The organism is Paraburkholderia tropica (genome assembly GCF_900109265.1).
Lineage (GTDB): Bacteria > Pseudomonadota > Gammaproteobacteria > Burkholderiales > Burkholderiaceae > Paraburkholderia > Paraburkholderia tropica.
This window is the reverse complement of the sequence record NZ_FNZM01000024.1, coordinates 48,428-68,236: the sequence shown is the minus strand read 5'-3', so window position 1 is coordinate 68,236 and position 19,809 is coordinate 48,428. Positions and strand designations below refer to the sequence as shown.

Sequence of the window (19,809 nt, the reverse complement as noted above, 5' to 3'; positions counted from 1 at the left end):
GTAAATGGACTGTCAGCCACGTGCCCTCAACCTCTGAGACCCTTCTGGAGCTGCGCGACGTCGACTTCGGTTACGGCGATCGGCTCGTCCTGTCCGGACTGAACATGCGCTTCGGGCGCGGTCAGGTCATCGCGGTCATGGGCGGCTCCGGCGGCGGCAAAACCACGGTGCTGCGCCTGATCGGCGGCCTGGTGCGCGCGCAGCGCGGCCAGGTGCTGTTTCACGGCCAGGACGTCGGCGCGCAAACGCGCGAAGGCCTCTACGCGCTGCGCCGCAAGATGGGCATGCTGTTCCAGTTCGGCGCGCTGTTCACCGACATGTCGGTGTTCGACAACGTCGCGTTCGCCCTGCGCGAGCACACCGACCTGCCCGAAGAACTGGTCCGCGACCTCGTGCTCATGAAGCTCAACGCCGTGGGCCTGCGCGGCGCGCGCGACCTCGCGCCGTCGGAAATCTCGGGCGGCATGGCGCGCCGCGTCGCGCTCGCGCGCGCAATCGCGCTCGACCCCGAACTCATGATGTACGACGAGCCCTTTGCAGGACTCGACCCCATTTCTCTCGGCATTACCGCGAATCTGATCCGCACGCTCAACGACGCGCTCGGCGCGACGTCGATCCTCGTCACGCACGACGTGCCCGAGTCGTTCGCGATTGCCGACTACGTGTATTTCCTCGCGAACGGCAAGGTGCAGGCGCAGGGCACGCCCGACGAACTGCGCGCCTCGACCGATCCGATCGTGCGCCAGTTCATCGACGGCGCGCCGGACGGCCCGTTCCGTTTCCACTACCCGACGAACGTGCCGCTCGGCGCGGACTTCGGCATTGGCGGAGGCCGCTCATGACCGGCGCCATCAGCTCAGTCGGCCGCGCAGTGCTCGACGCCATCGCGCGCGCGGGCCATGCCACGCGGTTTTTCGTGCGCCTCGTGCTGGAATTTTTCCCGCTGCTGCGCCGTCCGCGTCTTGTCACGAAGCAGATCCACTTCGTCGGTAATTATTCGCTGCTGATCATCGCGGTCTCGGGCCTGTTCGTCGGCTTCGTGCTCGGTCTGCAGGGCTATTACACGCTCAACCGCTACGGTTCGGAGCAGGCGCTCGGTCTGCTGGTCGCGCTGTCGCTCGTGCGCGAGCTGGGTCCGGTGGTCACGGCGCTGCTGTTCGCGGGTCGCGCGGGCACTTCGCTCACGGCCGAAATCGGCCTGATGAAGGCGGGCGAGCAGCTCACGGCGATGGAAATGATGGCGGTGGACCCGGTGCGCATCGTGGTGGCGCCGCGCATGTGGGCGGGCGTGATCGCCATGCCCATTCTGGCGGCCATTTTCAGCGCGGTCGGCGTGCTGGGCGGTTATGTGGTGGGCGTGCTGCTGATCGGCGTCGATTCGGGTGCGTTCTGGTCGCAGATGCAAGGCGGCGTCGATGTCTGGGCCGACGTCGGCAACGGCGTGATCAAGAGCATCGTGTTCGGTTTCGCCGTCACGTTCACCGCGCTGTATCAGGGTTACGAGGCGAAGCCCACGCCCGAAGGCGTGTCGCGCGCGACCACCAAGACGGTGGTGTACGCGTCGCTCGCGGTGCTCGGCCTCGACTTCCTGCTCACCGCACTGATGTTCAGCTAAATAAAGCCAGGCGCTCCGGCGTCTCGCGTTTCGACCGGGTCGAACGCGAACGGCGGGGCGACGCGGCAGGCGCAACGGGCTTTCGGGCCGCGCGCCGCCGCAACGGATTCTCATTGGGATGACGATGAAAAAGACTGCTCTCGACTTCTGGGTCGGCCTGTTCGTGGTGCTGGGCTTCATTGCCCTGCTGTTTCTCGCGCTGAAGGCCGGGAACATGAGCTCGCTGTCGTTCCAGGCGACTTACCCCGTGAAGCTCAAGTTCGACAATATCGGCGGCCTCAAGCCGCGCGCGCCCGTGAAGAGCGCGGGCGTGACCGTGGGTCGCGTGGCGTCGATCGGCTTCGACTCGAACACGTACCAGGCGCTGGTCACGATCAATCTCGACCAGCAGTATCAGTTTCCGAAGGATTCGTCCGCGAAGATCCTGACCTCGGGTCTGCTCGGCGAGCAGTACATCGGTCTGGAGCCGGGCGGTGACACGGAAATGCTCAAGGCCGGCGATACCATCTCGATGACGCAGTCGGCCATCGTGCTCGAAAACCTGATCGGCCAGTTCCTCTACAGCAAGGCTGCCGACTCGGGCGCGTCGAAATCGGGTAACAGTGGAAGTGGGGCCGCAAATGGTCCGGCAGGCGGGGATAGCGCCGCGCCGGTCCAGGCACCCGCGCCGGCAGCAGCCGGTTCGGGCGCGGCGGCGCAATAAGGAGAAAAACGATGATGACCACACGCATGCGCGCCGTTTCGATCGGCGTCGCGGCGCTCGCCCTCACGGCGTGCTCGACGGTGCAGACGCCGTCGAAGGACGATCCGTGGGAAGGCTTCAACCGCACCGTCTACACCTTCAACGACAAGGTCGACCAGTACGCGCTCAAGCCGGTCGCGAAGGGTTACGTGAAGATCACGCCGCAGCCGGTGCGTGACAGCGTGACGAACTTCTTCGCGAATATCGGCGACGTCTACAACGCGGCCAACAACCTGCTGCAGCTGAAGATCACCGACGGCGTCGAAGACATCATGCGGATCGTGATCAACACGGTCTTCGGTGTCGGCGGCCTGTTCGACGTGGCGACGCTCGCCAAGCTGCCCAAGCACAATCAGGACTTCGGCCTGACGCTCGGCCACTACGGCGTGCCCGCCGGTCCTTACCTCGTGTTGCCGCTGTTCGGGCCGAGCACGGTGCGTGACGGCGTGGGCCTCGTCGGCAACTACTTCATCAACCCGCTCACCTATGTCGATCCGGCGGCGCTCTCGTGGGGCCTCTACGGCCTGAACGTGGTGAGCACGCGCGCGAATCTGCTGGGCGCGAGCGACCTGCTGGAAGGCGCGGCGATCGACAAGTACTCGTTCGTGCGCAACACCTACCTGCAGCGCCGCCGCTATCTGCTCTCGGACGGCCATGCGTCGTCGGATGGCAGCCTGCCGGACTACGGCGACACGCCGCCGCCGAACTACGAAGACGCCGATCAGGGCGCGGCGGCAGCGGCGCCGGCATCGGGCGCGGCACGTGCTGCTACGCCTACGGCGGCCAGCATGGCGCCCGCCGTGCCGGAAGGCGCGTCGGCCACGGTTGCTGCACCGGCCACGCTGGAAGGTCCGGCTGGCGCAGCGGCGGAGCCGGCTTCGGCCGCCTCGCAGACCACGGTGCCGGGCGGCGACGTCGTCCCGCCCGCGCGCATCGGCTTTCCGAGCCTCCTGCGTCTGCGTTGAGAGGCGGCGGCGAGTGGTTCGCGCGGGGTGGAACGCCGGTTCGCCGGCGTCCGGAGCGCTCAGGTCCGACGTAACAAGCTGAAACGCTTGTCGCAATTTCCTGGCACTCTTTGACTCAGTGCGATAGAACTCGCGTGCTATCGTTGGCTCGAATAACAGGCGCGATTCGGGGCTCATCGCCCGCAATCGCGCCTCCCCAACTTGCAGGACTCACTATGAAAAAATTCTTGTTGTTCCCGATTTTCGCCATGTTCTTCGCGTTCGCCGGCACGGCATCCGCGCAGACCGTCGACACCAGCAACCCCGACGCGATGGTCAAGACGATCACGCAGCAGGTCATGGACCAGATCAAGGGCGACAAGTCGATCCAGTCCGGCGACATCAGCAAGATCACGCAACTGGTCAACGAGAAGATCCTGCCGTACACCGACTTCCGCCGCACCACGCAGCTCGCGATGGGCCGCAACTGGCGCACGGCGACGCCCGACCAGCAGCAACAGGTCATCGAACAGTTCAAGACGCTGCTGATCCGCACGTACTCGGGCGCGCTCGCCCAGGTGCGCGACCAGCAGATCGACTACAAGCCGTTCCGCGCGAACCCGGACGACACCGACGTCGTGGTCCGTTCGACCGTTGTGAACAACGGCCAGCCGATCGAACTCGACTACCGCCTGTACAAGACGGCGCAAGGCTGGCGCGTGTATGACATCAACGTGCTCGGCGCGTGGCTGATCCAGGCGTACCAGCAGCAGTTCCAGGAAAAGATCCAGCAGGGCGGCGTGCAAGGGCTGATCAGCTTCCTCACGCAGCGTAACCAGCAGCTGGCTTCGGGCAAGGCCGCTTCGTGAGCGAGCGCTTCGCCACCGGCGCCACGCTGACCCACGAGAGCGCGAAGGCCGCGCTCTCGGCGGGGCTCGCGCAGATCGCGTCGGGCGCGACCGCCGTCGACTGCGCGCCGCTCACGCAGTTCGATTCGTCCGCGCTCGCCGTGCTGCTCGCCTGGCAGCGTGCCGCGAGCCAACGCGGCGCCATCCTGAACGTCGTCAATCTGCCCGCCGCGCTCGCGTCCCTCGCGCGCGCCTATGGCGTCGATTCGCTCCTCCACGAGCGACATTGACGCGCGGCGGCTCGCCGAGCCGCCGCGTCCTCCTTCAAGTCAACGCCAGGCCCAGGCCGGGCCTTCCGACTTGGCCTATAATCAAATGTTTTTTGGGCGTTGCCCCGGCTCGATCGGGTAGCGCAGCAGACGGCCTGTGCCGTCCCCAATTCCGGTCTTCCCCGCAGCATTGATGCACTTACCGGCCGCACCGTTTACCACGGGCGGCGTCCGAGTCATGCCAGCCATAGAAATCCGCAACGTCAAGAAGCGCTACAAAGAGCTTCAGGCGCTCAAAGGCGTCAGCTTCACGGTCGAAGAGGGCGAGTTCTTCGGGCTGCTCGGCCCGAACGGCGCGGGCAAGACGACGCTCATCAGCGCGCTTGCCGGCCTCGCGCGTGCCGACGAAGGCACGATCGAAGTCCGCGGCCACGACGTCGTCACCGATTACCGCAACGCGCGCCGCAACCTCGGCGTCGTGCCCCAGGAACTGGTGTTCGATCCGTTTTTCACGGTGCGCGAGACGCTGCGCATCCAGTCCGGCTACTTTGGGCTGCGCAATAACGACGCGTGGATCGACGAAGTCATGGCCAATCTCGACCTCACCGAGAAAGCCGACGTCAACATGCGCGCGCTGTCGGGCGGCATGAAGCGCCGCGTGCTGGTCGCGCAGGCGCTGGTGCATCGTCCGCCCGTGATCGTGCTCGACGAGCCCACGGCCGGCGTCGACGTCGAACTGCGCCAGACGCTCTGGAAGTTCATCGCGCGCCTGAACCGCGAAGGGCACACCATCGTGCTCACCACGCACTATCTGGAAGAAGCGGAAGAACTCTGCGACCGCATCGCCATGCTGCGCCGCGGCGAAGTCGTGGCGCTCGAACGCACGAGCACGCTGCTGCAGCGCTTCGCGGGCACGCAACTGTTCCTGCGCTTCTCGGAAGGCGCACTGCCGACCGAATTGCGCGCGCTCGAAGTCGATACCTCGAATCTGCCGAACGGCGGCGGCAATCAACATCTGCTGCGCCTGAACAGCTACGACGACGTGGAGCGCATCCTCGCGCTGTGCCGCGCGAACGGCTGCAAGCTCGAGGAAATGGAAGTGCGCAAGGCCGATCTCGAAGACGTCTTCGTGCAGGTGATGAACGGTCCGGAAGTGATCGAGGGGCTCGCATGAGCGGTTTCCGTACGCTGTTTTACAAAGAAGTGCTGCGTTTCTGGAAGGTCGCCTTCCAGACCGTGCTCGCGCCGGTCATCACCGCGCTGCTCTATCTGACGATCTTCGGTCACGCGCTGCGCGGCCACGTGGAGGTCTATCCGGGCGTCGAGTACACGAGCTTCCTGATTCCGGGTCTCGTGATGATGAGCGTGTTGCAGAATGCGTTCGCGAATTCGTCGTCGTCGCTGATCCAGTCGAAGATCACGGGCAATCTCGTATTCGTCTTATTGCCGCCGCTGGCCGCCTGGGAGATGTTTGGCGCCTACGTGCTCGCCTCGATCGTGCGCGGCCTCGCCGTGGGCGCGGGCGTGTTCGTCGTGACGATCTGGTTTATTCCGATGAGCTTTGCCGCGCCGCTCTACATCATCGCTTTCGCGGTGCTCGGCTCGGCGATTCTCGGCACGCTCGGCCTGATCGCCGGGATCTGGGCCGAGAAGTTCGACCAGCTCGCGGCGTTTCAGAACTTTCTCATCATGCCGCTCACGTTCCTGTCGGGCGTGTTCTATTCGACGCATACGCTGCCGCCGGTGTGGCGCGAAGTTTCGCGGCTCAACCCGTTCTTTTACATGATCGACGGCTTCCGCTACGGTTTCTTCGGCTTGTCCGACATTAACCCGCTCGTGAGCCTCGCGATCGTTTTCGTCTTTTTCGTGGTGCTGGCCGCGCTCGCGATGCGTCTGCTCGCAAGCGGCTACAAGCTGCGCCACTAAGTGAAATTCAGGCAGGAGCCTCTCACCATGTTGTCTTCGGAACAGCTCAAGCAGTACATCCTGGCCGGGCTCGCGTGCGAGCATCTGGAGGTCGAGGGCGACGACGGCACGCACTTCTCCGCGGTCGTCGTTTCGTCGGCTTTCGAAGGCAAGCGTCTGATCCAGCGCCATCAGCTCGTCTATGCGGCGCTCGGCGACCGCATGCGCGCGGAAATCCACGCGCTCAGCATGAAGACGCTCACGCCCGCCGAATGGCAGAACGCATAATCTGGAATCTCAGTGCGAATTACCCAGGATAAAGGCGCCGCAGCCAGCGGCGCCGCTCAACTCGACGCAGCGCCGCACAGCGGCCGCACCGATCAGGAAACCTCAGGCATGGACAAACTCGTCATCGTCGGCGGGCAGAAGCTCGCAGGGGAAGTCACCGTTTCCGGTGCGAAGAACGCCGCGCTGCCCATTCTCTGCGCCGGTCTGCTGAGCGCGGAACCCGTTCATCTCGACAACGTGCCCGACCTACAGGACGTGCGCACGACGCTCAAGCTGCTCAACCAGATGGGCGTGCGCACGAGCCAGGACGGCGCGCGCGTGCAGCTCGACGCCTCGAACGTGAACAACCTCGTCGCGCCGTACGAACTGGTCAAGACCATGCGCGCCTCGATCCTCGTGCTCGGGCCGCTCGTCGCGCGCTTCGGCGAGGCGAAGGTGTCGCTGCCGGGCGGCTGCGCGATCGGCGCGCGTCCGGTCGATCAGCACATCAAGGGCCTGCAGGCGATGGGCGCCGAGATCAGCATCGAGCACGGCTTCATCGAAGCACGCGCCAAGCGCCTGAAGGGCGCGCGCATCGTCACCGACATGATCACGGTCACCGGCACGGAAAACCTGCTGATGGCCGCCGTGCTCGCCGACGGCGAGACGGTGATCGAAAACGCCGCGCGCGAACCGGAAGTGGGCGACCTCGCGCACCTGCTGGTGGCGATGGGCGCGAAGATCGAGGGCATCGGCACCGACCGCCTCGTGATCCAGGGCGTGGAGAAGCTCCACGGCGCGCAGCACACGGTCATTCCCGACCGCATCGAAGCGGGCACGTTCCTGTGCGCGGTCGCGGCGGCGGGCGGCGACGTCACACTGCGCCACGTGCGTCCGCACATTCTCGACGCGGTCACGGACAAGCTGCGCGAAGCCGGCGTGACGATCGAAGAGGGCGACGACTGGATGCGCGTGCGCATGCACGAACGTGCGCGCGCCGTGAACCTGCGCACCTCGGAATACCCGGCGTTCCCGACCGACATGCAGGCGCAGTTCATGGCGCTCAACACGATCGCCGACGGCACCTCGCAAGTGGTCGAAAACATCTTCGAAAACCGCTTCATGCACGTGCAGGAACTGAACCGCCTGGGCGCGCACATCACGATCGACGGCAAGACCGCGCTGATCGCGGGCGTGGAAAAGCTCTCGGGCGCGAAGGTCATGGCGACCGATCTGCGTGCGTCGGCGAGCCTTGTGATCGCCGCCATGTGCGCCGAAGGCGAAACGCTGATCGACCGCATCTATCACCTCGACCGTGGCTACGACCGCATGGAAGCGAAGCTCACGAAGCTCGGCGCGAACGTGAAACGCATCAAGGGGAGCGAAGCATGAGCACGGTCGAATCCCGGCCCACGCCGGCCGCCGCCTCCAGCGCGCCGCTGACGCTCGCGCTCTCGAAAGGCCGCATCTTCGAAGAGACGATGCCGTTGCTGGCCGCCGCGGGCGTGCACGTGGCCGAAGACCCGGAAACTTCGCGCAAGCTGATCCTGCCGACCACCGATCCGAACCTGCGCGTGATCATCGTGCGCGCGACGGACGTGCCCACCTATGTCGAGTACGGCGCGGCCGACTTCGGCGTGGCGGGCAAGGACGTGCTCAACGAGCACGGCGGCGGCGGGCTCTACCAGCCGGTCGATCTCGACATCGCGCGCTGCCGTCTGTCGGTGGCCGTGAAGGCGGGCTTCGACTACGCGAACGCGGTGCGCCAGGGCGCGCGTCTGCGCGTGGCGACCAAGTACACCGAAGCCGCGCGTCAGCATTTCGCGGCCAAGGGCGTGCACGTCGATCTCATCAAGCTGTACGGCTCGATGGAACTGGCGCCGCTCGTCGGCCTCGCCGACGCGATCGTCGACCTGGTGAGCACCGGCGGCACGCTGCGCGCCAACAATCTGGCCGAAGTCGAAGAGATCATGCCGATCTCGTCGCGCCTCGTCGTCAATCAGGCGGCGCTCAAGCTCAAGCGCGCCGCGCTGCGGCCGTTCCTCGACGCGTTCGAACGCGCGTCGCGCGGCGAGCAGGCCGCATAAGTAGTCCGCGCGCCGCGCGCCTCGTGTGAGGCGCCGCGCGCACAACCGATACGGATGGATACCAGCATGGCTATCACGATGCGCAAACTCGATTCCAGCGCCGAAGGTTTCAAGAAGGCGCTGCGCGCGGTGCTCGCTTTCGAGGCGAGCGAGGACGAAGCCATCGAGCGCTCGGTCGCGCAGATCCTCGCCGACGTGAAGGCGCGCGGCGACGCCGCCGTGCTCGAGTACACGAACCGCTTCGACCGCCTGAACGCCACGAGCGTCGCGGCGCTCGAACTGCCGTTCAGCGAACTCGAAGCGGCGCTCGAAAGTCTCGAACCGAAGCAGCGCGCGGCGCTCGAAGCGGCGGCGGCGCGCGTGCGCGGCTACCACGAGAAGCAGCGCATCGAGTGCGGCTCGCATAGCTGGCAGTACACCGAATCGGACGGCACCGTGCTGGGCCAGAAGGTCACGCCGCTCGACCGCGTCGGCCTGTACGTGCCGGGCGGCAAGGCGGCGTATCCGTCGTCGGTGCTAATGAACGCGATTCCCGCGCGCGTCGCGGGCGTGCGCGAGATCGTCATGGTCGTGCCCACGCCGGACGGCGTGAAGAATCCGCTCGTGCTGGCGGCCGCGCTGATCTCCGGCGTCGACCGCGTGTTCACGGTCGGCGGCGCGCAGGCGGTGGGCGCGCTCGCCTACGGCACGCAGACCATTCCGCCCGTCGACAAGATCTGCGGCCCGGGCAACGCCTATGTGGCCTCGGCCAAGCGCCGCGTGTTCGGCACCGTCGGCATCGACATGATCGCCGGTCCGTCGGAAATCCTCGTGATTTGCGACGGCACGACCGATCCGCGCTGGGTCGCGATGGACCTGTTCTCGCAGGCCGAACACGACGAACTCGCGCAGTCGATCCTGCTGTGCCCGGACGAAAACTTCATCAAGCGAGTGGAAGCCGCCATCGACGAACTGCTGCCGACCATGCCGCGCGCGGACGTGATCGCCACGTCGCTCACGAATCGCGGCGCGCTCGTGAAGGTGCGCGACATGGCCGAAGCCTGCGCGATCGCCAACGACATCGCGCCGGAGCATCTGGAAATCTCGGCGCTGGAGCCGCAGAAGTGGGGCGCGGAAATCCGCCACGCGGGCGCGATCTTCCTCGGCCGCTACACGAGCGAAAGCCTCGGCGATTACTGCGCCGGCCCGAATCACGTGCTGCCTACGTCTCGTACCGCACGTTTCTCGTCGCCGCTGGGCGTTTATGATTTCATCAAGCGTTCTAGCCTGATCGAAGTCAGCGCGGAAGGCGCGCAGACGCTGGGCGAGATCGCGGCGGAACTGGCTTACGGCGAAGGGCTGCAAGCCCACGCGCGCAGCGCCGAATACCGCATGAAGCAGAGCTGATCGGGCCGCGCCGGTCGAGCAGCACCGATCGGCGTCGTCGAGCCCGGTTCGCGGCGCCGCCCGGCGCTAAGGCCGCGCCCGATGCCTGGAAATCCGAAGTAACCAGCCGGGCCACGGCAGTCAGCAATGTGCCAGGTCCCGCGAATGCCTTGCCAAAGGCACCGATAACAACCCGAGACCAACGATCACCTGGACGGTCATGCAGCCGGGCGCTGCGAATCGACCGTTCCTGCCGGCTTGCCGCCTCGCGCGCCAGCCTTCCGACATGACGACACCTCAAGATCTGATCCGCTCCGATGTGCTCGCAATGACGAGCTACCCGGTGCCCGACGCATCCGGCTTCGTGAAGCTCGACGCGATGGAAAACCCGTTCCCGCTGCCCGCCGATCTGGCGGCGAAGCTGGGCGAGCATCTCGCGGGCGTTGCGTTGAACCGCTATCCGGCGCCGCGTCCCGAGGCGCTGCTGGCGAAGCTCAAGACCGCGCTGCGCGTGCCGGCCGACTGCGACGTGCTGCTCGGCAACGGCTCGGACGAAATCATCAGCATGATCACGATGGCGTGCGCGAAGCCGGGCGCGAAGGTGCTCGCGCCGGTGCCTGGCTTCGTGATGTACGCGATGTCGGCGAAATTCGCGCAGCTCGACTTCGTCGGCGTGCCGCTCAACGCCGATTTCACGCTCGATCTCGACGCCATGCTCGCCGCCATCGACGAGCACAAGCCGGCCGTGATCTGGCTCGCGTATCCGAACAATCCGACCGGCACGCTGTTCGACGACGCCGACATCGAGCGCGTGATCGCGGCCGCCGACGCCGCGGGCTCGCTCGTGGTGATCGACGAGGCGTATCAGCCGTTCGCGCAATCGAGCTGGCTGCCGCGCGCGGGCGCGTTCCCGAACGTGGTCGTCATGCGCACGATGTCGAAGCTGGGTCTCGCGGGTATTCGTCTGGGGTATCTCGCGGGCCGCGCCGCGTGGCTCGACGAATTCGACAAGGTGCGTCCGCCGTACAACGTGAACGTGCTCACCCAGGCGGCGGCCGCTTTCCTGCTCGATCACCTCGACGTGCTCGACGCGCAGGCCGCGCAACTGCGCGCCGGACGGGCGCAACTGGCCGCCGAAGTGGCGAAACTGCCGGGCGCCGAAGTGTTCCCGAGCGCGGGAAATTTCCTGCTGGTGCGCGTGCCGGATGCTCACGCCGTGTTCGATACCCTGTTGACCGCGCGGGTTTTGATCAAAAACGTGAGTAAAATGCACCCATTGCTGGCGAATTGCGTGCGCCTGACCGTCGGGACCCCCGACGAGAACGCGCAACTGGTCGCCGCCCTGAAGCTTGTGCTCAAGTGAATCGTCCCCACTGTTCACCGTATTCCGAAGCGCGCTTCGTTCTCTAATCCCTCCTGTACGGGCTGTTTGAAGGAAATTGCCATGCGCGTCGCGCAAGTCGTTCGCAACACCAGCGAAACGCAAATCCGCGTCAAAATCAATCTGGACGGCACCGGCGAGCAGAAGCTCGCGACCGGCGTGCCGTTTCTCGACCACATGCTCGACCAGATCGCACGACACGGTCTGATCGATCTCGAAGTCGAGGCGCATGGCGACACGCAGATCGACGACCACCATACGGTGGAAGACGTCGGCATCACGCTCGGCCAGGCGGTCGCTCAGGCGATCGGCGACAAGAAGGGCATCCGCCGCTACGGCCATGCCTACGTGCCGCTCGACGAGGCGCTCTCGCGCGTCGTGGTCGACTTCTCGGGCCGTCCGGGTCTGGAGTTCCACGTGCCGTTCACGCGCGCGCGCATCGGCACCTTCGACGTCGACCTGTCGATCGAATTCTTCCGCGGCTTCGTCAATCACGCGGGCGTGACGCTGCATATCGACAATCTGCGCGGGCTCAATGCCCACCATCAGCTGGAAACCGTGTTCAAGGCCTTTGGCCGCGCGCTGCGTCAGGCCGCCGAGTTCGACGAGCGCCAGGCCGGCAAGATTCCGTCGACCAAGGGCAGCCTGTAAAGCGGTGCTGGCGGGCTCCGCGCTGCGCCAGTTAAGGGCGCGCGCGAGCCGCAAGGCGTAGATTGACGGGTTTGAGCAGCATCGGCGGCGCGCCCGGGCGGTGGCGCTCCGAAGTTGCTCGCGAAGCCGGGGCACGAAGCAAACCGGGCAAGGCCCAACATGGCCCACGCGGCCTGAATCGAGATGAAAACTTCAATTGCGATTGTGGATTATGGGATGGGCAACCTGCGTTCGGTCGCCCAGGCGCTGAAGCAGGCCGCGCCGGAAGCCGACGTACAGATCGTCGAGCGTCCCGAAGCGATCCGCGCAGCCGACCGCGTCGTGCTGCCGGGCCAGGGCGCGATGCCCGACTGCATGCGCAGTCTCGCCGAGTCGGGCCTGCAGGACGCCGTGCTCGAAGCCGCGCGCAGCAAGCCGCTGATGGGCGTGTGCGTGGGCGAGCAGATGCTGTTCGACTGGAGCGCGGAAGGCGACACGAAGGGCCTCGGCCTGTTGCCGGGCAAGGTCGTGCGCTTCGAACTCGCGGGCCGGCTGCAGGACGACGGCTCGCGTTTCAAGGTGCCGCAGATGGGCTGGAACCGCGTGCGCCAGGCGCGTGCGCATGCGCTGTGGGACGGCGTGCCTGACGAAAGCTTCTTCTACTTCGTGCACAGCTACTACGTGGTGCCGGACGACGCGTCGCACACTGTCGGCGAAACGCCTTACGGTGCGGCCTTTACCTCGGCGGTGGCGCGGGATAACATTTTCGCGACCCAATTCCACCCGGAAAAGAGCGCCGCGGCAGGCCTGCGCGTGTATCGCAACTTCGTCCACTGGAACCCCTGATTTCGAATGCGGCGCTGCCTGATTGCGGGCTGACTGGCGCCGGGGCCGGCCAACGAGGCCGCCCCGCACCGATCTCCGATGGCAAGGCCGTCGAAAGAGTTGTACTAAACTAGCGAAACGGCGTCGGATCGGGCCTTTTATCCACCGAAGCCGGCTGATTTCAACCTCATTCCCAGATATTCCCCGATTGCTATGCTGCTGATTCCGGCCATCGATCTCAAAGACGGTCACTGCGTACGCCTGAAACAAGGCGATATGGACCAGGCGACGATTTTTTCCGAGGAACCGGCGGCGATGGCCCGACATTGGGTCGAGCGTGGCGCGCGCCGTCTGCACCTCGTCGATCTGAACGGCGCATTCGCCGGCAAGCCGAAGAACGAAGATGCCATTCGCGAAATCATCCGCGAAGTGGGCGACACGATTCCCGTGCAGCTCGGCGGCGGCATCCGCGACCTCGACACCATCGAGCGCTATCTCGACGACGGCCTCTCCTACGTGATCATCGGCACCGCCGCGGTCAAGAACCCGGGCTTCCTCCAGGAAGCGTGCACGGCGTTCGGGGGCCATATCATCGTCGGCCTGGACGCGAAGGATGGCAAGGTCGCCACCGACGGCTGGAGCAAGCTCACGGGCCACGAAGTCGTGGATCTCGCGCGCAAGTTCGAGGACTACGGCGCGGAGTCGATCATCTACACCGACATCGGCCGCGACGGGATGCTGCAAGGCATCAACATCGAAGCCACGGTGCGCCTCGCGCGCGCGGTGAAGATTCCGGTGATCGCGAGCGGCGGCCTGTCGAATCTCGCCGACATCGACGCGCTCTGCGAAGTGGAAGACGAGGGCGTCGAAGGCGTGATCTGCGGCCGCGCGATCTACTCGGGCGACCTCGACTTCGCGGCGGCGCAATCGCGCGCGGACAGCCTGCGCGAATCGGACGACGCGTAAGCGTCGCCCCCATGGCCTCCGCGAGCGGAGGCCTTTTGCTTTTATGCCGCTCGCGGGCCAAAGCCGCTCGAAGCGGCCCGCAGCGACGGCACACGGCGCCGCCGCGTCCGCTTTCGTCCGCTTTTGCGCCCGACCCGACACTAACCTGGCATCACCGGCAAGATCATGGCTCTACCCAAACGCATCATCCCCTGTCTCGACGTGACGGCCGGACGGGTCGTCAAGGGCGTCAACTTCGTCGAACTGCGCGACGCGGGCGACCCCGTCGAAATCGCGCGCCGCTATGACGATCAGGGCGCCGACGAGCTGACGTTCCTCGACATCACCGCCACCTCGGACGGGCGCGACCTGATTCTGCCGATCATCGAAGCGGTGGCCTCGCAGGTCTTCATTCCGCTGACGGTCGGCGGCGGCGTGCGCGCCGTCACCGACGTGCGCCGCCTGCTCAACGCGGGCGCGGACAAGGTCGGCATGAACTCGTCGGCGGTCGCGAATCCGCAACTGGTGCGCGATGCGGCCGACAAGTACGGCTCGCAGTGCATCGTCGTGGCGATCGACGCCAAGCGCGCCTCGGCGCCGGGCGAAGCGCCGCGCTGGGAAGTGTTCACGCACGGCGGCCGCAAGGCCACGGGCATCGACGCCGTCGAATGGGCGCGCAAGATGGCCGAGTTCGGCGCGGGCGAAATCCTGCTCACGAGCATGGACCGCGACGGCACCAAGAGCGGCTTCGACCTCGATCTCACGCGCGCCGTCTCGGACGCCGTGCCGGTGCCCGTGATCGCCTCGGGCGGCGTGGGCGGCCTGCAGGATCTGGCCGACGGCATCGTCAAGGGTCACGCCGACGCGGTGCTCGCGGCGAGCATCTTCCACTACGGCGAGCACACGGTCGGCGAGGCGAAGCGCTTCATGGCCGACCAGGGCATTTCGGTGAGGATGTAAGCCATGACGACCGGATCGATTGAACAGGCAGGCTGGCTCGACAAGATCAACTGGGACGCCAACGGCCTCGTGCCGGTGATCGCCCAGGAAGCCACGACCGGCGACGTGCTGATGTTCGCGTGGATGAACCGCGAGGCGCTCGCCAAGACCGTCGAGCTGCGCCGCGCGGTGTACTTCTCGCGTTCGCGCCAGCGCCTGTGGTTCAAGGGCGAGGAATCGGGCCACGTGCAGCACGTGCACGAGATTCGCCTCGACTGCGACGAAGACGTCGTGCTGCTCAAGATCGAGCAGGTGTCGGGCATCGCCTGCCACACGGGCCGCCACTCGTGCTTTTTCCAGCAATTCGAAGGCACGGTCGACGAGGGCCGCTGGGTCGCCGTCGATCCCGTGCTGAAAGACCCCGAGCACATCTACAAATGACGCAACTGAACACCAACGACACCCTGCTGCGCCTCGCGGCGGTGATCGACAGCCGCAAGGGCGGCGATCCGGACGCATCGTATGTCGCGCGCCTGTTCCACAAGGGCGACGACGCGGTCCTCAAGAAGGTCGGCGAAGAAGCGACGGAAGTCGTGCTGGCCGCCAAGGACGTGCGCCAGGGCGGCGCGCCGAAGGCGCTGGTCGGCGAAATGGCCGATCTGTGGTTCCATTGCCTCGTCACGCTCTCGCATTTCGACCTGAGCCCCGCCGACGTGCTGGCGGAACTCGAGCGCCGCGAAGGCCTCTCGGGTCTCGAAGAAAAGGCGCTGCGCAAGAGCCAGGAGCGCGAGGCGAACGGCGACTGACGACGGACCCGGCGCGGGTCCGAGCGCAGACAGGCGCATGCCGCCGGGCACTCCGGCGGCGCTTGCCCACCCACGCGGCGCGCGCCGCTCACCAGGGGAGACGCAACATGTCCACGACGCCCGGCGGTTATCCGCCTCCAGCCGTGCGCGATCCGCTCGACGCGGACCGCCTGCGCAGTCTGCGCACTCTCACGCACGTGCTCTACGGTCTGTATGCGTTTTACTGGCTCACCGGCGGCGTGACCGTGCTGGTGGCGATCATCATCAATTACCTCAAGCGCGACGAAGCGGCGGGCACGCCCTACGAGCAGCATTTCACCTGGCAGATCCGCACCTTCTGGCTCGGGCTGGCCGGGCATCTGATCGGGATTGCGCTGTTTTTCGTGCTGATCGGCATTCCAATTTTGTGGGCTGTCGCGATCTGGACGTTGTACCGTATCATCAAAGGCTGGCTGTATCTGCACGACAACAAACCGCTGCGCGATCCGCGCGCGTGGGTTTGATGCCGCAGGTCGTCAGGCCAGCAGGGCCAGCAGGGCCAGCAGGGTAAGCGGGCCGGTCATTCCGGGAGCATCATGAGCCACGATCGCAGCACCTGTCTGTTCTGCAAGATCGCCGACGGCGCGATTCCGAGCACGCGCGTCTACGAAGACGACGAATTCGTCGCTTTCCGGGACATCCGGCCCGCGGCGCAGACGCACGTGCTGGTGATCCCGCGCGAACATATCGCGACGCTCGCCGATTGCGGTGAAAAGGACGCTCCGCTGCTTGGTAGAATGTTCGTGCTGGTGGCGCGGCTGGCGAGGGATCTCGGCGTGTCGTACACCGGCGGCGACACCGGTTTTCGCACGGTCGTGAACACGGGGCCCGGCGGCGGTCAGGAGGTGTATCACCTGCACGCGCATTTGCTGGCCGGACCGCGTCCGTGGCAGCGCATGGGCTGAAGGCGTGCAGCGTCATCTGTACGCACGCGGCGCATGGGCCTATAAAGCAACAAAGCCTGCATAAAGAGGATGGCATGCCACGCAGACGCCACACCTCGCAGGCACGATGGATGACCGGACCGTTTTTTACGCAGCGCGCCTTGGCGCGCCAACGTTTTCTCGCTGCGCACCTGGCGCGGCGTCGGGGTTAAGGAGAGTTTTGATCATGGGTTCGTTGAGCATCTGGCATTGGCTGATCGTGTTGTTGATCGTGGCGCTCGTCTTCGGCACGAAGAAGCTGCGCAATATCGGTAGCGACCTCGGCGGTGCGGTCAAGGGTTTCAAGGAAGGCATGCGCGAGGGCGAAGAAGCGCCCGACGCGGCAAAGCGCGAACTGCCGAAGAACGGCGGCACGGTCGACGTCGACGCCAAGGACAAGACTTCGAGCAACGACCTCCGCTAAGCGCGGCGGTCGTCTGCTTGCCGTGTCTGTTCCGCTTTTTCCCGCTCCAAGGCTGACGGAAAGCTCCATTCATGCTTGATCTGGGTCTCACGAAGATGGCGCTGATCGGCGTCGTCGCGCTGGTCGTTCTCGGACCGGAGCGCCTGCCGCGCGTCGCGCGCACCGCAGGCGCGCTGTTCGGGCGCGCGCAGCGTTACATCAACGACGTCAAGGCCGAAGTCACGCGCGAGATCGAACTCGACGAACTGCGCCGCATGAGGGGCGAGTTCGAGCAGGCCGCGCAGAACGTCGAAAAGAACGTTCACGAGAATCTGCGCAAGCACGAAACCGAGCTCAACGACGCCTGGAACCAGGGCACGAGCGTGTCGCCCAGCATCGCGGGCGGCGCGGACCCGGCTGCCGTCACGGCGGAAAGCGCGGTGTCCGGCATGGCTGGAATTTCCGACGGTTCTTCCGCGGCGGCATGGCGTTCCGGCGATGCCGGCCCGTCCACCGCAAAGCGCAAGAACTGGCGCGTGAAGCAGACGGCGGCGCCCGTGTGGTACAAGCGCGCGACGCTGCGGCGCACGCGCGTGCAGTCGGGCGCGGCGCGCGTCGCGCAGCACACGCCGGCCAGCCTGCGCCGGCCCACGCGTTTCTTCTGACGCGCATTCACCGATCGCGATGCCGCAGCCGCATTCGAATTTCCCCATCTCCAACCCCCGAGGGCCGGTGTGAGCGACCCCCAGCAAAACCAGGGCGAGGGCACTGAAGAGACCTTCATCTCGCACCTCGTCGAACTCCGCGACCGCATTATCCGCGCGGGCATTGCCGTCATCGTCGTGTTCGTCGGGCTCGTGTATTGGGCGCCGGACATCTTCCGGCTGCTCGCGCGCCCGCTCATGCAGAACCTGCCGCGCGACGGCAAGATGATCGTCACCGACGTGACCGGCTCGTTCTTCGTGCCGATGAAAGTGACGATGCTCGTCGCCTTCGTGATAGCGCTGCCCGTCGTGCTCTACCAGATCTGGGCGTTCGTCGCGCCGGGGCTCTATCAGCACGAGAAGAAGCTCGTCGCGCCGCTCGTGGCGAGCAGCTACACGCTGTTCCTGTGCGGCATGGCGTTCGCGTACTTCGTGGTGTTTCCGACGATCTTCCGCGTGATGGCGCACTACAACGCGCCGCTCGGCGCGGAGATGACGACCGATATCGACAATTACCTGAGCTTCGTGCTCACGATGTTCATTGCGTTCGGCGTGACCTTCGAAGTGCCGATCATCGTCGTGCTGCTCGTGCGCATGAACGTGCTCACGGTGAAAAAGCTCAAGGAAATCCGTCCGTACGTGATCGTTGGCGCGTTCATCGTGGCCGCGGTCGTGACGCCGCCGGATGTGTTCTCGCAGCTCATTCTGGCGCTGCCGCTGATCATCCTCTACGAAGCGGGCATCATCGCCGCGCGCGTCTTTATCGGCACGGGCGAGAAGAAGGCCACTGACGAGAGCGAAGCGACAAGCTGACCGCCCGCGATCATGCCGCAGCACGCTGCGCGCGGCCTTTGTGTTTGGTGCGGGTTGGTGCGCGTTATGTGGCTCGTTGCGGTTCGTCTGAAGTGAGAGACGAGGCCGCGCGTGCGGCCTTGCCGACCTCAACCCCACCTCAACCGCCGTCGTCGTCGCCTTCGCCGTCTTCGTTGGCCGGCTGTTTCGGCGGCGGCGGGCGCTTGCCGATCATGACGTCGAGATCCATGTCCTTGTTCTTGCGCACGAGATGGACCTTCGCGTCGGTGCCCGGCTTGATCTGCGCGATCACGTTCAGCAGACGCGTGGTGTCGGTGATCGCCTCGCCGTTCACGGAGAGCAGGATGTCGCCCGGCTTGATGCCGGCCTTGTCGGCGGGACCGCCTTGCAGCACGCCGGCGACGATCGCGCCGGCCTTCTCGTTGATGCCGAACGATTCGGCGATCTCGGGCGTGAGGTCCTGCGGCTCCACGCCGATCCAGCCGCGCGTGACCGAGCCGGTCGTGATGATGCTCTCCAGCACGCTGCGCGCCGTGGAAACGGGAATCGCAAAGCCGATGCCGAGCGAGCCGCCCGAGCGCGAGTAAATGGCCGTGTTGATGCCGAGCAGATTGCCGCTCACGTCGACGAGCGCGCCGCCCGAGTTGCCGGGATTGATCGGCGCATCGGTCTGAATGAAATTCTCAAACGTGTTGATGCCGAGGTGATTGCGGCCCAACGCGCTGATGATGCCCATCGTGACCGTCTGGCCCACGCCGAACGGATTGCCGATGGCTAGCACGACATCGCCCACGCGGGCCTGATCCATCCGGCCGAGCGTGATCGTGGGCAGGTTCGGCAGATTGATCTTGAGCACGGCCAGATCGGTTTCCGGATCGATGCCGATCACCTTGGCGTTGGTGGTGCGGCCATCGGACAGCGCGATTTCGATCTGATCCGCGCCGTCGATCACGTGCTGGTTCGTTAGAATGTAACCGTCCGGACTGACAATGACGCCCGAACCGAGATTCGCGGCGGGCTGTTCCTGCTGCTTGCGGTTGTGATTGCGATCGCCGAAGAAGTAGCGGAATAGCGGGTCGTTCTGGCGCGGATCGGGCGGCAGTGAGCCGTCCTTGCTGGAGAATACGTTGACGACCGCGGGCATGGCCTTCTGGGCGGCGTCCGCGTAGGACCCCTGGGCGCCACCGCCGCCGATGCCCGGCGCTACCTCGCGCAGCGCGACGATGGGTTCGGCCAGCTGTTTTCCGAGTTGCCCCTGGTGCTGAAGCCACTGCGGCTTGAGCGTCGCGATGATGAACATCAACGCCAGCAGGACCGTCACCGCCTGGGCGAAGAACAGCCAAAAGCGTCTAAGCATTT

At 65.7% G+C, this 19,809-nt stretch carries 25 protein-coding genes; 24 read left to right on the top strand and 1 reads right to left on the bottom strand.

Annotation, left to right across the window (positions count from 1 at the left end; genetic code table 11):
* Positions 1-20: 20 nt before the first annotated feature.
* The 24 genes from BMY06_RS32385 to tatC all read left to right on the top strand — a co-directional run bounded on the left by BMY06_RS32385 (position 21) and on the right by tatC (position 18,450).
* Positions 21-842, top strand: a complete 822-nt coding sequence (locus tag BMY06_RS32385; RefSeq protein ID WP_065062711.1) for an ABC transporter ATP-binding protein — start codon at positions 21-23, stop codon at positions 840-842.
* Complete coding sequence (gene mlaE / locus BMY06_RS32380; protein WP_065062709.1) at positions 839-1,615, top strand: lipid asymmetry maintenance ABC transporter permease subunit MlaE; 777 nt, start codon at positions 839-841, stop codon at positions 1,613-1,615. Before BMY06_RS32385 ends, mlaE begins: the two co-directional genes overlap by 4 nt.
* 124 nt (positions 1,616-1,739) lie before the next feature.
* Positions 1,740-2,318 (top strand): outer membrane lipid asymmetry maintenance protein MlaD, encoded by a 579-nt coding sequence (gene mlaD, locus BMY06_RS32375; protein ID WP_065062821.1) that lies wholly within the window; start codon positions 1,740-1,742, stop codon positions 2,316-2,318.
* An 11-nt stretch (positions 2,319-2,329) separates the two neighbouring features.
* Positions 2,330-3,322, top strand: a complete 993-nt coding sequence (locus BMY06_RS32370; RefSeq protein WP_065062707.1) for an MlaA family lipoprotein — start codon at positions 2,330-2,332, stop codon at positions 3,320-3,322.
* A 215-nt stretch (positions 3,323-3,537) separates the two neighbouring features.
* Positions 3,538-4,170: an MlaC/ttg2D family ABC transporter substrate-binding protein gene (locus BMY06_RS32365; protein WP_065062705.1), complete on the top strand. Its 633-nt coding sequence runs from the start codon at positions 3,538-3,540 to the stop codon at positions 4,168-4,170.
* Positions 4,167-4,439, top strand: coding sequence for an STAS domain-containing protein (locus BMY06_RS32360; RefSeq protein WP_074987155.1), 273 nt, complete (start codon positions 4,167-4,169; stop codon positions 4,437-4,439). Before BMY06_RS32365 ends, BMY06_RS32360 begins: the two co-directional genes overlap by 4 nt.
* A gap of 217 nt (positions 4,440-4,656) precedes the next feature.
* Complete coding sequence (locus BMY06_RS32355; RefSeq protein WP_065062701.1) at positions 4,657-5,592, top strand: ABC transporter ATP-binding protein; 936 nt, start codon at positions 4,657-4,659, stop codon at positions 5,590-5,592.
* Positions 5,589-6,344 (top strand): ABC transporter permease, encoded by a 756-nt coding sequence (locus BMY06_RS32350; protein WP_065062700.1) that lies wholly within the window; start codon positions 5,589-5,591, stop codon positions 6,342-6,344. Before BMY06_RS32355 ends, BMY06_RS32350 begins: the two co-directional genes overlap by 4 nt.
* Positions 6,345-6,371: 27 nt before the next feature.
* Positions 6,372-6,611: a BolA family protein gene (locus BMY06_RS32345; protein ID WP_065062699.1), complete on the top strand. Its 240-nt coding sequence runs from the start codon at positions 6,372-6,374 to the stop codon at positions 6,609-6,611.
* Positions 6,612-6,719: 108 nt separating this feature from the next.
* Positions 6,720-7,982 (top strand): UDP-N-acetylglucosamine 1-carboxyvinyltransferase, encoded by a 1,263-nt coding sequence (gene murA, locus BMY06_RS32340; protein WP_074987154.1) that lies wholly within the window; start codon positions 6,720-6,722, stop codon positions 7,980-7,982.
* Complete coding sequence (gene hisG / locus BMY06_RS32335) at positions 7,979-8,677, top strand: ATP phosphoribosyltransferase (protein ID WP_065062697.1); 699 nt, start codon at positions 7,979-7,981, stop codon at positions 8,675-8,677. The genes murA and hisG overlap by 4 nt, the downstream gene beginning before the upstream one ends.
* Before the next feature lie 66 nt (positions 8,678-8,743).
* Complete coding sequence (gene hisD, locus BMY06_RS32330; RefSeq protein WP_074987153.1) at positions 8,744-10,063, top strand: histidinol dehydrogenase; 1,320 nt, start codon at positions 8,744-8,746, stop codon at positions 10,061-10,063.
* Between the two features lie 265 nt (positions 10,064-10,328).
* Entirely contained in the window at positions 10,329-11,405 is a 1,077-nt protein-coding gene (gene hisC / locus BMY06_RS32325; RefSeq protein WP_065062817.1) for a histidinol-phosphate transaminase, read from the top strand.
* 81 nt (positions 11,406-11,486) lie between these two features.
* The gene (gene hisB, locus BMY06_RS32320) at positions 11,487-12,074 is read left to right on the top strand and encodes an imidazoleglycerol-phosphate dehydratase HisB (protein ID WP_065062696.1); all 588 of its coding nucleotides are present in this window, start codon (positions 11,487-11,489) and stop codon (positions 12,072-12,074) included.
* A gap of 183 nt (positions 12,075-12,257) precedes the next feature.
* Positions 12,258-12,899, top strand: coding sequence for an imidazole glycerol phosphate synthase subunit HisH (gene hisH / locus BMY06_RS32315; protein WP_065062695.1), 642 nt, complete (start codon positions 12,258-12,260; stop codon positions 12,897-12,899).
* A gap of 192 nt (positions 12,900-13,091) precedes the next feature.
* Complete coding sequence (hisA, locus tag BMY06_RS32310; protein WP_065062693.1) at positions 13,092-13,844, top strand: 1-(5-phosphoribosyl)-5-[(5-phosphoribosylamino)methylideneamino]imidazole-4-carboxamide isomerase; 753 nt, start codon at positions 13,092-13,094, stop codon at positions 13,842-13,844.
* A 165-nt stretch (positions 13,845-14,009) separates the two neighbouring features.
* Positions 14,010-14,783, top strand: a complete 774-nt coding sequence (gene hisF, locus BMY06_RS32305; protein WP_065062691.1) for an imidazole glycerol phosphate synthase subunit HisF — start codon at positions 14,010-14,012, stop codon at positions 14,781-14,783.
* A 3-nt stretch (positions 14,784-14,786) separates the two neighbouring features.
* The gene (gene hisI / locus BMY06_RS32300) at positions 14,787-15,203 is read left to right on the top strand and encodes a phosphoribosyl-AMP cyclohydrolase (RefSeq protein WP_065062689.1); all 417 of its coding nucleotides are present in this window, start codon (positions 14,787-14,789) and stop codon (positions 15,201-15,203) included.
* Positions 15,200-15,568: a phosphoribosyl-ATP diphosphatase gene (locus BMY06_RS32295; protein ID WP_065062687.1), complete on the top strand. Its 369-nt coding sequence runs from the start codon at positions 15,200-15,202 to the stop codon at positions 15,566-15,568. The genes hisI and BMY06_RS32295 overlap by 4 nt, the downstream gene beginning before the upstream one ends.
* 107 nt (positions 15,569-15,675) lie before the next feature.
* Positions 15,676-16,071: a DUF4870 family protein gene (locus BMY06_RS32290; RefSeq protein ID WP_065062682.1), complete on the top strand. Its 396-nt coding sequence runs from the start codon at positions 15,676-15,678 to the stop codon at positions 16,069-16,071.
* A 72-nt stretch (positions 16,072-16,143) separates the two neighbouring features.
* Complete coding sequence (locus BMY06_RS32285) at positions 16,144-16,512, top strand: histidine triad nucleotide-binding protein (RefSeq protein WP_065062680.1); 369 nt, start codon at positions 16,144-16,146, stop codon at positions 16,510-16,512.
* Positions 16,513-16,717: 205 nt separating this feature from the next.
* Positions 16,718-16,954, top strand: a complete 237-nt coding sequence (gene tatA, locus BMY06_RS32280) for a Sec-independent protein translocase subunit TatA (protein WP_065062678.1) — start codon at positions 16,718-16,720, stop codon at positions 16,952-16,954.
* Positions 16,955-17,025: 71 nt separating this feature from the next.
* Positions 17,026-17,598, top strand: a complete 573-nt coding sequence (tatB, locus tag BMY06_RS32275) for a Sec-independent protein translocase protein TatB (RefSeq protein ID WP_065062676.1) — start codon at positions 17,026-17,028, stop codon at positions 17,596-17,598.
* 69 nt (positions 17,599-17,667) lie between these two features.
* On the top strand, positions 17,668-18,450 hold the full coding sequence (tatC, locus tag BMY06_RS32270; RefSeq protein WP_074987152.1) for a twin-arginine translocase subunit TatC: 783 nt from the start codon (positions 17,668-17,670) through the stop codon (positions 18,448-18,450).
* Between the two features lie 139 nt (positions 18,451-18,589).
* Here the strand turns inward: tatC and BMY06_RS32265 are convergent, their stop codons facing one another.
* Positions 18,590-19,807 carry a Do family serine endopeptidase gene (locus tag BMY06_RS32265; RefSeq protein ID WP_065062672.1) on the bottom strand — a complete coding sequence of 406 codons (1,218 nt, stop codon included), beginning with the start codon at positions 19,805-19,807 and terminating at the stop codon, positions 18,590-18,592.
* Positions 19,808-19,809 lie beyond the last annotated feature (2 nt).